Origin of the sequence: Sorangium sp. So ce327 (assembly GCF_051530205.1) — a bacterium.
GTDB lineage: Bacteria > Myxococcota_A > Polyangia > Polyangiales > Polyangiaceae > Sorangium > Sorangium cellulosum_B.
On record NZ_CP150330.1, the window covers coordinates 11,132,916 to 11,145,117 of the forward strand.

The 12,202-nt window shown below is 71.0% G+C and carries 9 protein-coding genes and 1 other RNA gene; 8 read left to right on the forward strand and 2 right to left on the reverse strand.

Annotation, left to right across the window (positions count from 1 at the left end):
* The first annotated feature begins 38 nt into the window (after positions 1-38).
* Together WME95_RS41755 and WME95_RS41760 are read left to right on the forward strand one after the other, a co-directional pair.
* Positions 39-1,766, forward strand: a complete 1,728-nt coding sequence (locus WME95_RS41755; protein WP_437904818.1) for an acyl-CoA dehydrogenase family protein — start codon at positions 39-41, stop codon at positions 1,764-1,766.
* A 260-nt stretch (positions 1,767-2,026) separates the two neighbouring features.
* Complete coding sequence (locus WME95_RS41760; protein ID WP_437904820.1) at positions 2,027-3,268, forward strand: serine/threonine-protein kinase; 1,242 nt, start codon at positions 2,027-2,029, stop codon at positions 3,266-3,268.
* A 69-nt stretch (positions 3,269-3,337) separates the two neighbouring features.
* On the opposite strand, the gene WME95_RS41765 is transcribed toward WME95_RS41760, so the two are convergent.
* Positions 3,338-4,090, reverse strand: coding sequence for a hypothetical protein (locus tag WME95_RS41765; protein ID WP_437904821.1), 753 nt, complete (start codon positions 4,088-4,090; stop codon positions 3,338-3,340).
* 66 nt (positions 4,091-4,156) lie between these two features.
* Complete coding sequence (locus WME95_RS41770; RefSeq protein WP_437545915.1) at positions 4,157-5,257, reverse strand: DUF362 domain-containing protein; 1,101 nt, start codon at positions 5,255-5,257, stop codon at positions 4,157-4,159.
* A 343-nt stretch (positions 5,258-5,600) separates the two neighbouring features.
* Here WME95_RS41770 and WME95_RS41775 point away from each other — a divergent pair, with 343 nt between their 5' ends.
* The 6 genes from WME95_RS41775 to WME95_RS41800 all read left to right on the forward strand — a co-directional run bounded on the left by WME95_RS41775 (position 5,601) and on the right by WME95_RS41800 (position 12,181).
* Positions 5,601-6,221 carry a ComEA family DNA-binding protein gene (locus WME95_RS41775; RefSeq protein WP_437904822.1) on the forward strand — a complete coding sequence of 207 codons (621 nt, stop codon included), beginning with the start codon at positions 5,601-5,603 and terminating at the stop codon, positions 6,219-6,221.
* 266 nt (positions 6,222-6,487) lie between these two features.
* Complete coding sequence (locus WME95_RS41780; protein ID WP_437904824.1) at positions 6,488-7,975, forward strand: UDP-N-acetylmuramate--L-alanine ligase; 1,488 nt, start codon at positions 6,488-6,490, stop codon at positions 7,973-7,975.
* Entirely contained in the window at positions 7,972-8,844 is an 873-nt protein-coding gene (locus WME95_RS41785) for an inositol monophosphatase family protein (RefSeq protein WP_437904825.1), read from the forward strand. Before WME95_RS41780 ends, WME95_RS41785 begins: the two co-directional genes overlap by 4 nt.
* A 259-nt stretch (positions 8,845-9,103) precedes the next feature.
* Positions 9,104-9,296, forward strand: a non-coding RNA gene (ssrS, locus tag WME95_RS41790) — 6S RNA.
* 263 nt (positions 9,297-9,559) lie between these two features.
* Complete coding sequence (locus WME95_RS41795) at positions 9,560-10,402, forward strand: cupredoxin domain-containing protein (protein ID WP_437904826.1); 843 nt, start codon at positions 9,560-9,562, stop codon at positions 10,400-10,402.
* A gap of 3 nt (positions 10,403-10,405) precedes the next feature.
* A complete protein-coding gene (locus tag WME95_RS41800) occupies positions 10,406-12,181 on the forward strand; it encodes an MXAN_5187 family protein (RefSeq protein ID WP_437904827.1) in 1,776 nt (591 codons plus the stop codon).
* Positions 12,182-12,202: the final 21 nt, after the last annotated feature.

Sequence of the window (12,202 nt, forward strand, 5' to 3'; positions counted from 1 at the left end):
CGGAGGCCGAGCGGCCTGCTCCAGGAAAGGAAGGTCCGATGCCTCCCACGATCGAGCAGAGCTTCATGAAGGCCCTCTTCCACGGCATCATCGCCGAGGACATCATCTTCCCGTATCCCGAGATGCCCGCCGAGGACCGGGAGACGACGTCGATGATGCTCGACAGCGTGCGGAGGTTCTTCGCGTCGAGCGTCGACAGCAGCCGGATCGACCGGGAGCACGCCATCGATCCGGGCGTCCTGGCCGAGATGAAGCGGCTCGGCCTGATGGGCCTGCAGATCCCTTCCGAGCACGGCGGCGTCAACCTCAGCAACATGGCGTATGCGCGCGTGATGCAGGAGATCGGCGGGCTCGACGCGTCGATCGCCGTCACGCTCGGCGCGCACCAGTCGATCGGCTTCAAGGCGATCCAGCTCTTCGGGACGGAGGAGCAGAAGCAGCGCTATCTCCCGAAGCTCGCGACCGGCGAGTGGATGGCGGCCTTCGCCCTGACGGAGCCGGGCGCCGGCTCCGACGCCGCGGCGATCAGGACGCGCGCCGAGCTGTCGTCCGACGGCTCGCACTACACCCTGAACGGGTCGAAGATCTGGATCACGAACGGCGGCTTCGCCGACGTCTTTACGGTGTTCGCCCGGACCTCGGCGCTCGAGGAGGGCAAGAAGCCGAAGCTCACCGCCTTCATCGTGGAGCGGAGCATGGGCGTGAAGAGCGGGCCGAACGAGCAGAAGCTCGGGATCCGAGGCTCGTCGACGACGGAGCTCTTCTTCGACGACGTGAAGGTCCCGCGCGAGAACGTGCTGGGCGAGGTCGGCAAGGGCTTCAAGGTCGCCGTCGAGGTGCTCAACAACGGGCGCCTCGGGCTGTCGGCGGGGTGCGTGGGCTCCTGCAACACGCTGATCCGGATGGCGCTCGATCGGGTCCAGGAGCGGCGCGCGTTCGGCCGGAGCATCGGCGACTTCGGGCTCATCAAGGACAAGATCGCGACGATGCTGGCGCACACGTACGCGCTCGAGTCCATCACGTACCTGACGGCGAGCCTCGCCGACGCCAAGGTCCCCGACTTCTCGATCGAGAGCGCGATCTGCAAGGTCATGGGGAGCGAGACCCTGTGGTTCGTGGTCAACGAGACGCTCCAGATCGCGGCCGGCATCGGCTACATGGAGGACTACCCCTACGAGCGGCACCTGCGCGACGCGCGGATCAACATGATCTTCGAGGGGACGAACGAGATCCTGCGCTGTTTCATGGCGCTCTCCGGGATGAGCGGCCCGGGCAAGGCGCTCTCGGACGTCGCGAAGGCGATGCGAGAGCCCATCAAGGGCTTCGGGCTGCTCAGCGATTTCGCGCTCCGCAAGGCGCGGTCGGTGCTCGGGCGCGAGCGGATGTCGAAGGCGCACCCGCTGCTCAGCCGGGAGGCGGTGATCTTCGAGGACTGCACCGCCGAGCTCGCCACCCACAGCGAGGACATGCTCCGGAAGCACGGGCGGGAGATCGCGGAGATGCAGTACGCGCAGCGCCGCATCGCGGAGATGGCCATCGACCTCTACGGCATGGCCGCGTGCATCTCGCGCACGACCCGGGCCATCGAGCGGCGCGGGGAGGACGGGGCGCGGCGGGAGATCGATCTCACGACCGTGTTCACCGGCATCGCGCAGAAGCGGCTGAGGCAGCACGTCGCCGATTTCCAGAAGAACGACGACGAGCTGCGCAAGGCCATCGCGGTGCGAGCTTATGCGGATCGCGCCTACCCCTTCGATATCCTGTAATCGCAGGCTGCCGCACCTCGACGGACATCGATTCACCTCGAGTCACATCGAGTGACATAGCGTCACACACGCGCCACGCGCGCTTCGGCGCAATACGCTCATTCATTGTGAGCTGCGCTCTGTTTCGGGACGTTTTCAGCTCACCGTCCGGACGGATTGCTCTATAGTTTGATCAGGCGTAGTATCGGGGGTGGGCCCTTCGACAGGAATCGGGTGATCACTTGTCCCAGGCTAGAGCATTGGGTGGCAGGTGCGGAGCCATGAAGGAGACTGCTGAAGGTCGTGCCGTCATGGACAAGTACCGTCTCGAGCGCAGGCTCGGGGGCGGTGGGATGGGTGATCTGTGGCTGGGCTTCGATAACAAGCTCAGGCGGCGGGTCGTTATCAAGTTCATCCGGAGCTTCGCGGCGACGGAGCCGGAGCTCATCGCCCGCTTCGAGCGCGAGGCCCGCGCGTCCGCGCGCGTCCGGAGCCCCTATGTCATCGAGACCTATGATTACGGCGTCGATCGCGGCTGCGCGTTCATCGTCATGGAGTACCTCGAGGGAGAGGACCTGAATCGCCGCCTCGAGCGCGAGGAGCGGATCCCGCTCGCGCAGGCGACGGCCTTGTTCACGCAGCTCGGCAAGGCCCTCGACGCGATCCACGCCGCGGGGGTGATCCACCGGGATCTGAAGCCGGGGAACATCTTCATCACCTCTTCGGCGGGCGACGATCTGGTCAAGGTGGTCGATTTCGGCGTCGCGAAGTCGTCCTGCTCGCGCGATCGGATCACGAAGACGGGCATGGTCCTCGGGACGCCCAGGTACATGAGCCCCGAGCAGACCATGGCGCCCAGGCAGGTCGATTACAGGAGCGATCTCTGGTCGATGGCGGTGATCCTTTACCGCGCGATCACCGGCCAGTGCCCCTTCGCGGGCGCCAACATCAATGAGCTGGTCAGGCACATCTGCCAGACGTCGTTCCCGAAGGCGTCCAAGCTCGCGCCGGAGCTCCCGCCCGGGATCGACGCGTTCTTCGCCCGGACGTTCGAGTTCGATCCGGAGGCGCGGTTCCAGTCGGGCAAGGAGATGATGGAAGCGTTCTCCGCGATCGTGCAGGTGCCGGCCTCCCTGCCGTCGTCGGAGTCGCTGCACGCGATCCCCGTCCCGCCGCCGTCCGAGCGGAGCGCCATCGTGAAGCGGAGCGCGGTAGGCGCGGTCGCGGCCCCGCTTCGCTGCGCGATGGATGATCAGACGACCATGGCCGCCATGCTGGCGGCGCCGGCGAACGACCTCGGCAGCCCCACGGCGACCGACGCGGCCGTCGAGCCCGCCTCCGCCTCGTGCGACCGGCACAGCGAGGTCGTGCTGGACAGCCGCGTCCTGCCGCCGCTCCGGGTCCCCTGGATGGTCGCCGTCGGCCTGCTCATCGCGGCCGCTTTCGTCGTTTGCCACAGCGTGGCTCAGGGCGCGCCGTGGTCGCTCGAGGCCGCGGAGAGCCCGGCGCCCGGAGGACCGTGATCTCGCGGGGCGTCGCGACGCCGCCCTGGCGCTCGCATCACCGGCCATCGCCAGGGCGCGGCGGCGCCTTTACCGCGCGCTGGTCGTGGGCGCCTCGGTGATGCCGGACGTCCACGTGAGCCTCGGGGCGCCCTCGTCGATCCAGCGGTCGCGCACGCGGCGCGCGAGCTCGGGGTGCTGGGTCGACTTCACGGCCATCGCGGCCACGAGGCATGTCCCCGGCCACGACTCGTAGACGGCGATCGCGCCGACGTACTCGTCGCTCGCGAGCACCGAGTCGACGCTGCCCTGGAGGACCTTGAACACGAGCGGCCGCACCTCACCGTCGATCTCCTGCGTCGTGCGGATGATCTGCGCCTCCCCGAGCCGCACGCCATAACCGTCGGCGAGCGGCGCGTTCTTCGCCCAGAACTCGTCGAGGCAGCTGTCGGGGTCGCTCGGCCCCGTGGTGGTCGTGTAGACGACCGACAGGGCGGCGTAGTGCTCGTCGCCGTACCGGAAGGTCGCTCGCGTCGGATAGGTCAAGATCCGCACCCTGCGCCAGCTCTTCCAGTCGACCAGGGGCACGTCGAGCGTGTTGAACCGGTCCTGCCGCCTCCCCCACGGCTCGGCCAGCAGCCGCTCCAGCGCGGCCCGCTCGGGGTCTGCCGCGTCGCCCCCCGGGTTCTCGCGGGTGACCGACGTCGGCGTCGGAGGCAACCCCGGCGGCCTCGTCGGAGGGGTGCTGCTGCAGGCGACGACCGCGAGGGAGGCGAGGACCGGGAGCACCTGCGCGGCCCTCCGGCGTGTGGACGAGCGCGCAGTCGACCTGGAGCAGGACATGAGCAACACGAGCCTCGGCGAGCGGCCTCATCGACGGCGGTCACGCGGGCGGATCCCGCGGCGCCGCTACAATCCGACCTCGCGCATCGCGATTTTATTCTTGTCGAAGACGCCCAGACCGAGCTCGCCCGCGATGCGAATGTACGAAGGTTCACGGCTCGCCTCTTTCAGCGTGGGCAGCCCGTTCTCCTTGCGCCACGTCTCGACCACGCCCCAGCCAATCACGTCCATCGCGACCGGATCGGTCGTGGCATAGACCGACTCGTGGAGGACGCGCCGCTTCGGGTTCTTGTCGAGCGGGCCCTGGTCGTAGATGAGCTTGAAGCCATCCGTGATGTGCAGGCGGACACGGCTCTTCACGATGTCCTGCCCGTAGAGCTCCGCGATCTGCGGGCTCGCGGTGTGCTCGTGGAAGGAGTGCGGGTTGATGGTCGCGCCGTGGGTGATGTTCTTGAGGCAGCCGGTATAGCCGCAGATCGAGTGGTCCTTGATCAGCGAGACGTTGATCACCGCCGTCGCCTGGGTGAACGGGCGCACGAACTTGGTGGGGATGCCGCAGACCGAGATGCTCGACATCACCGCGTCCTTGTTCTCGTGAACCGCGGCGCGGATCCCGGCCGGGAACTCGGCCGCCGGCTTGGCGCTGCGGTCGGCGCAGCGGGTGCCGGCGAGGAAGGACGGGTACTGCTCGAAGATCTCCACGTTCTCCGCGGGGACGCCGGCCGCGATCACCCCGCGCACGATCTCGAGCACGAGCTCCTTGTTGGTGGCCATGGTCGCCCCCTTCTGGCCGGCGATCCCGTTGGTCTTGATCGCCACGCGGTCGTCCTTGTGGACGAACCGCGCGAAGGCGGCCCCGAGGTCGGCCTTCCCGGTGAGCTCGGCCATCGCCCGCTCGAGCATCACCTTCGCCGCGGACGCGTCGGGCCAGAGGCCGTTCGGCTGCATCGAGTTCGACTTCGTGACCTTCACGATCTTCCCCGGAATGGAGAGCGGCGTGAAGCCGGGGGGCGGCGAGGCCGCGAGGCTCAGCGGCGCCTCCGCGAACGCCGCGCGCGGGCCGAGGAGCGCGGCGCCCGCGGCGCCGGCGACGAGCCCGCCGAGGAAGCCTCGGCGCGAGCGCCCCGCGGGGCCGGGATCAACGAAGCGACGGGGATCGTGGGGCATAAGACCTCGTGGTGAGCGCCTCGCGGCGGTGGTGGATGCCGCCGGTCGCGGGGCGCCCGGGGCGCTGATGGTAGCCGAGCTTCTCGCTCGAGACACGGCGCTCGGCCGCCCGGCGGCGAGGTCGACAGCGCCGCGCCGGCCGCGCCGCGCGCCTCCGCCATGGCGGCGCCAGGCCCCGGAGCGACTCCCACCCGGGATTTGCTCGGGTTTCCAGGCAAACGCGCGCCGGCACGCCGCTCGCTTGGCGGTGGTGGCGACGCCGAGGAGACGAACGCCGATCGCGGGTGCGCGGAGGGCGACGTCCCTGGCACGAGACGGGATGACCGGAAGGAGACGCGGCACGATGCAAGCGACATCGAAGGGGACAGGCTCGCCCGCCGGGCCGGCCGATGCAGCGCAGGACAACGAGGTGATTCGCCCGTGGCGAGAGCGGGCGCTGGCAGCGCTGAGGGACTCGGCCTGGACCGCGCTGGGCGGCAAGGTCGCGGCCTACATTGCGGGGTTCTTCGCGCTGGCGCTCGTGGGCTCCGGGCACGCGCTGAGCCTGCTCCCGACCCGCCCGGCAAACCCGGCCCGCCCGACAGATCCGACCGCGGAGCTGGCGATGGTCGCCGGCGATCCAGCGCCGCTCGGCTCCGCCGGAAGCCCGCCGCCCCAGGCCACCTCCGAGCCCGGCGCCGACGCGGGGGCTGCAGCGGTAGAGCCGCCGCCGCCCGGCGATGGCGGGACGGGCGCTCCCGCGGGCGGCGGCGTGACTGCAGACGGAAAGGTCGTGCTGAACCTCGCGACCGAGGCAGACCTCCGGCGCCTCCCCGGCGTCGGCCCGGCGAAGGCAGCCGCGATCCTGGCGCTGCGAGCCAAGCTCAAGCGCTTCCGGAAGATCGATGACCTGCTCCGGGTCAAGGGGCTGGGCCGGCGGTCGCTGAAGCGGCTGAGGCCGCTCGTGCTCGTCGATCCGCCCTGACGCTGGACGCGAGCCGCAGCGCCAGCTCGCCTCCTCGGTCGAGCCGTCCAGACAGGGAGTCTGCCAGGACCGGTAGACGCGCGGAGCGTGAGATATCGAGTCAAGGCGCGCTCGTTCTCTTCGGTATCCCCGCAACGAGATCGCGCGCGCGACTCCAGACATCGCTGACGCGGCGCGCGCCGACTCCCGGGGACCGGCGCGGTCTGGCGAGCTCTCGCGCGGATGCCCCCTTGCCCCCCCGGGGCGCTCGGGCACACTGCGCCGCGATGCACGTCCACTTCGTCGCCGTCGCGGGCACCGGCATGGGTGCGCTGGCGGGGCTCTTCAAGGCCGCAGGGCACGACGTCTCGGGCTCCGACGTCTCGTTCTACCCGCCCATGGGGCCGGCCCTCGAGCGGTGGGGCATCCGCCTCCTGACCGGCTTCGATCCCGCGCACCTCGACCCCCGGCCCGATCTCGTCGTGATCGGCAACGTCTGCCGCCCGACGAACCCCGAGGCCCGCGCCGCGATCGACGGAGGCATGCGGGTGACCACGATGGCGCACGCGCTCGCGGATCACATGCTCGCCGGCCGCTCCCCGCTCGTCGTGGCCGGCACGCACGGCAAGACGACGACGAGCTCGATGTGCGCGTGGATCCTTCACGAGGCAGGCAGAGACCCTGGCTTCCTCATCGGCGGCCTGCCGAAGAACTTCGAGGCGAGCTTCCGCCTGCCCCGGAGCGCCTCCTCGGCGAGCGACCGCCGCGGCCTGCCGCTCCTCGGCGAGGCGGGCGCCGGGCGCCGCAGGACGCCGTTCGTCGTCGAAGGCGACGAGTACGACACCGCCTTCTTCGAGAAGACGCCGAAGTTCTGGCACTACCAGCCCGAGGTGGGCGTCGTCACGTCGATGGAGCACGATCACATCGACATCTACCCCGACGCCGCGTCCTACGAGGCGGCGTTCCGCGGGTTCGTCGAGCGGATCCCGGAGACCGGGCTCCTCGTGGCGGCCGCGCACGATCCGCGGGTCGTCGAGCTGGTGTCGCGATCGGCGCGCGCAGAGGTCGCGTGGTTCGCGCTCGAGGGCGACGACACGCACGGGCGGCCGCCGCACTGGCTCGCCGCGCCAGCGGAGGCCGGCGAGAGCGGCCAGTCGTTCGATCTGTACGCCGGCGGCGTCCTGGCCGGGCGCTTTGCCCTGCAGATGCCTGGGCACCACAACGTGCGCAACGCCATCGCCGCGATCGCGGCCGCGGCGCAGGGCTTCGGCGTGCCGCTCTCGACCGCGACCACGGCGCTCGCCGGCTTCGCGGGCGTCCGGCGCCGGCAGGACCTCCTGTTCGAGGCGCGCGGGGTCCGCGTCTACGACGACTTCGCGCACCACCCGACCGCGGTGGACGAGACGCTGCGCGCGCTCCGGTCCAGGCACCCGGGAGGCGCGCTGTGGGCGGTGTTCGAGCCGCGCAGCGCGACCGCGTGCCGCGCCCTGCACCAGGAGCCTTACGCGCGCGCGTTCGACGCGGCCGACCGCGTCGTGCTGGCGCCGCTCGGGCGCCCGGACATCGCCGCCGGCGAACGGCTCGATCTCGACAGGCTGGTGCGCGACATCGAGCGCGGGGGCAAGCGCGCGGAGGCGGCGGCCTCGGTGGACGCGATCGTCGCCGCGATCGCGCGCGACGCGCGGAAGGGCGACACGATCGCGCTCCTGTCCAACGGGGCGTTCGGCGGCATCTACGAGAAGCTCCGCGGCGCGCTGTCGGCGGAGGCGCGATGAGCGGGCGCGGATCAGCCGAGCTGCTCGAGCTCTCCGAGATCGCCCTGCGCGTCGCCGAGGAGGCGGCGGCGCTCGTCCAGGCCGGGTTCCGGGCAGGGCCGCGCGGCCTGCGCGTGGAGGAGAAGGGGCCGCACGATCTCGTGACCGAGTTCGACCGGGCGAGCGAGGACCTGCTCGTCGCGCGGCTCGACGCGCTCTCGCCCGGCGTCGCCGTCGTCGGCGAGGAGCAGAGCGCCGCGCGCCGCGCGGAGCCGCGCGGCGGGCTCGTCTGGTACGTCGATCCGCTCGACGGCACGACGAACTTCGTCCACGGCCATCCGTTCTGGTGCGTGTCCGTCGGCCTGATGGACGACGACGTGCCCGTCGCCGGCGCCGTCGTCGCGCCCGCGCTCGGGCTCCGCTGGACGGGCTTCCAGCCGCGGGGCGCCGCTCGCGCGCCGGTGGGCACGGCGGCGATCGACGGAGAGGCGCGCCGCAACGGCGAGCGATGCGCGGTCAGCGCCACGGCGTCGCTGGAGCGCGCGATGGTGGCGACCGGCTTCCCGCCGATCCGCGACCGGGCGCCGGACAACAATTTCGACGCCTTCATGACCGTCAAGCGCAACGCGCAGGCCGTGCGTCGTTGCGGCAGCGCGGCCATCGATCTCTGCATGGTCGCGGACGGAACCTACGATGCGTACTGGGAGCGCCGGCTGCACGCATGGGACGTCGCCGCCGGAAGCGCGATCGTCCGCGGCGCGGGCGGCGTCATCACCGCGCTCGACGGCGGTCCGCCGAACTACCACACAGGCAACATCGTGGCGTCGAACGGCCTCGTCCATGCCCCCATCGTCGCGCTGTTCTCTCCCCCGGGCTCGCCGACCTGCTAGGCGCCGGCCAGCTCGGGGCCACCCGTACGCCATCAGGCGCTCATGCATGACGCGTGCAGGACTCACGGGTGAATCGGGCGAGATCCCTGCGCGATTCATGCATGACCCGTGCGAGCGATGTGAACCGCCAACGGCGACCGGCGACCGGCGACCGGCGAACGGCGAACGGCGACCAGCGACCGGCGACCGCGACCATCAAAACATGAGAACGTGCGGAAGAGCTGTTGACGGAGCCGCCCAGTGAACTATCCTATGGTTGTTCCCTCTGCCGACTTCGTGAGGCGCTGGACGATTGAATCCCGAGTAAGCAAGAACCAGGGAGCCAGCAACGATACCGTGGTGAGCTAGGCCCGGAACCATTCACCGGGAAGCCTGAAGCGGTACTTAGGCTCCCACCTAGCAGCTATGCTAGGGGTTCAAGTCCTTCGGCCCACGTCCTCGGCGGTACGGAACATCTCTCCCCTGCGGGCCGTCCAAGCGGCCCGCAGTTTTTTGATGCCCTCGACATGCGCACGGCGACCGGCGCACCGCGGCATCACCTGACGGCGGGGTACCCCCGCCTGGGCGCGGCGCTGCGGCGCTCGCGGCACCGGACAAGGCCAAGCACACCGCACAAGGAACGGGGAGCCCGCAGGGCGGCGCGGGCGGGGCACGCGGCGCACGGCCCGGCTTTTGTTTCCGTTCTCATCCCCCTTCCGGTAGCTTCGGGCCTGCGATGGATACGAGATCCCCTCGATCTGCAGGTGCGCAGCACGACGAGCAGCGCCCGCTCGTCGGCGCAGCGCGGTTTGGGTCGTCAAGCCACCTCGCGCGCTGCCTCCCCGGCAGCTCGCGCTTCGTCCGGCGCCTGGCCTTGACGCTCGCGATCCTCACCGTGCCCGGGGCTGCCCTGGCGGCGGTGACGATCAAGGGCCGGGCCACGGGCATGCCCAAGCTCCTGAACCCGGTCTGGAACGAGGCCAAGGACCCGAAGGCGAACCGGTACACGTTCCGCGAGCCGTCCCCGACCGTCCGCGCCGATGTCCGCGCGCTCTTCGGCTACGCGCCGAAGGAGCTGTGCATCGCCGCGCTCGGCGAGAAGGGCGCGCCGCTCAAGACGCCGCGCTCGATCGTCATCGCGGGCGGCCGCACCTCCCCGGTGACGGTCGTCGTCGCCGAGGGCCAGCAGATCCAGTTCGAGAACCAGGACCCGTTCCCGCACAAGATCTACGACGTCGGCAACAAAGGGCTCCAGGCGGTCGAGATCGCCGCGGCCAAGACCCGCGCCTGGACACCGCCAGGCCCCGGCAAGTACGAGCTCCGCGACCAGCTCGCCCCGAGCGTCCGGTCGTGGATCGTCGTCGAGCCGAGGGCGGTGGCCGTCGCCTACCCGGATCGTCAGGGCAACTTCGCCATGGAGATCGAGGCCGGCACGTACACGCTGCAGGGCTACTTCAACGGCGAGCCGGTCGGGAAGGCCATCGAGGCGATCGTGAAGCCCGGGCCGGACGAGCAGTTCATCAAGGAGCCGGTCGTCGTGGGTGAGGCCGGCGGACCGAGCGCGGAGGCTGGAAAGTAGGCCATGCTGCTGTCGCGTTTCTGGTACGGGGTGCTCGCGCTCGCGCTCGGCGCCGCGGTCTTCGTCCTCTTCGTCGCCGCGCAGCTCTACAACCGCTCGAGCCACCGCGCGATGAGCGAGGCGCTCAGCGCCGACTCCAGCGCGGTCGAGTGGTTCCTCAACGACGACGCCCGGAAGCGCTCGAGCGCGCTCATCCGGGTCGCGCTGAACCCGGCCCTGCGGACCGCGCTCGCCAAGTCGTCGGCCGAGGCCAAGCCCGGCGCCGATCTGCGCGAGAAGGCCCGCACCGCGCTGCGCACCGCGACCGCTGAGGTGCCGCCGGAGCTCAAGTTCGATCACGTGTGGGCCGTCGACGCGGCGGGGCGGGTGATGGCGTCGGTGGACTTCGAGCACCGCGAGGACTGGGAGCTCGGCGGCTACCCGCTGGTCGCCGACGCCCTCCACGGCTGGATCCGCGATGACGCGTGGGTCTGGAAGGGCCGCATCCTCCGCGTCGTGGCGCGCCCCGTCGAGCAGGACGTCAACGGTGAGCCGGTCGGCGCCGTGATCGGCGCCAAGATCATCGACGACACCTTCGCCCGCGCCGTCACGAAGCGCACCGGCGCCGCCGTCGGCTTCTACGCCGAGGGGGCGCGCGTCGCCTCCGGCGCGCCCGAGGGGTTCGACAAGGCGAACCTCGACCAGATCACGCAGGATCTGAAGCTGCTCGACGACAACAAGGACTACATCGAGAAGGGGCGCTCGGAGGTCCGCGTCATCGGCCAGCACCTCGGCGTGGTCTACGCGCGGCTGCCCGGCGAGGCGTGGGAGCTCGGCGCCGGCTACGCGGTCGGCCGCCTTGCGGCGTCGGTCGAGTCGCCGCTCAACTTCCTCGACAAGGCGAACAACGACGACAAGAGCGAGGTGCCCACGGCGCTGATCCTGGCCGGCGTCCTCGCCATGGCCGCGATCGGGCTGGTGCTCTCGTTCCTGGAGCACACGCGGCCCCTCCATGTCTTCCGCGGCGAGGCGGCGCGCTTCTCCAAGGGCGAGGTCGACGTGCTGGCGCCGAGCCGCTTCCGCGGCGCCTTCCGGAAGATCGCGGCCGACATCAACGACGGCGTCGAGAAGGTGGCCGCGAAGGGCGGCGCGCCCCGGAAGGCCGCCGACCTCGAGCAGGTGCTCGGCCCGATCCCGACGCAGCCGGCGATGAGCGCGTTCTCGGTGCCGCTCGGCCCCGGCGAGCCGCGCCCTGACTCGCGCCCCTCGTACCCGAAGCCCATGGTGAGCCCGCGCGGCCCCACGCGGCGGCCCGGCTCGCACCCGCTCAGCGGCCCGCCGCCGGCCCGCGACTCCGTGGAGCCGGTCGAGGCGATCGAGGAGGTCTCGGACGCGGGGATGGCGATCTCCGCCCCCGAGCCCGCGGGCGCTCCCGGGCGCCCGCCGCCGCGGCGCCCGCCGCCGCCGCCGCCGCCCAGGGCGCCGGGTGCTGCGCCCGCCCTGCCGAACCCGCTCCCCGAGCCGATGAGCGCGCCGGCCGCGCCGGCCGCGCCAGCGCCGCAGCAGGACGGCGCGGGAGATCCGGACGAGCTCACCGAATGGAACGCCGTCTACGAGGAGTTCCTGTCGGTCAAGCAGCAGTGCGGGGAGCCCACGAACGCGCTCACCTTCGAGAAGTTCAAGGGGACCCTGCAGCGCAACAAGGACGCGCTCGTGGCTCGCCACAACTGCTCGCGTGTTCGCTTCACGGTCTACGTGAAGGACGGCAAGGCGGCGCTCAAGGCGTCTCCGGTGAAGTGAGGCCGAGCGGCGGGGATCGCC

Coding starts and splice junctions, on each gene's coding strand:
- WME95_RS41755 (WP_437904818.1), top strand. CDS start 39: ATGCCTCCCACGATCGAGCAGAGCTTCATGAAGGCCCTCTTCCACGGC.
- WME95_RS41760 (WP_437904820.1), top strand. CDS start 2,027: ATGAAGGAGACTGCTGAAGGTCGTGCCGTCATGGACAAGTACCGTCTC.
- WME95_RS41785 (WP_437904825.1), top strand. CDS start 7,972: ATGAGCGGGCGCGGATCAGCCGAGCTGCTCGAGCTCTCCGAGATCGCC.
- WME95_RS41795 (WP_437904826.1), top strand. CDS start 9,560: ATGGATACGAGATCCCCTCGATCTGCAGGTGCGCAGCACGACGAGCAG.
- WME95_RS41780 (WP_437904824.1), top strand. CDS start 6,488: ATGCACGTCCACTTCGTCGCCGTCGCGGGCACCGGCATGGGTGCGCTG.
- WME95_RS41770 (WP_437545915.1), bottom strand. CDS start 5,257: ATGCCCCACGATCCCCGTCGCTTCGTTGATCCCGGCCCCGCGGGGCGC.
- WME95_RS41800 (WP_437904827.1), top strand. CDS start 10,406: ATGCTGCTGTCGCGTTTCTGGTACGGGGTGCTCGCGCTCGCGCTCGGC.
- WME95_RS41775 (WP_437904822.1), top strand. CDS start 5,601: ATGCAAGCGACATCGAAGGGGACAGGCTCGCCCGCCGGGCCGGCCGAT.
- WME95_RS41765 (WP_437904821.1), bottom strand. CDS start 4,090: ATGTCCTGCTCCAGGTCGACTGCGCGCTCGTCCACACGCCGGAGGGCC.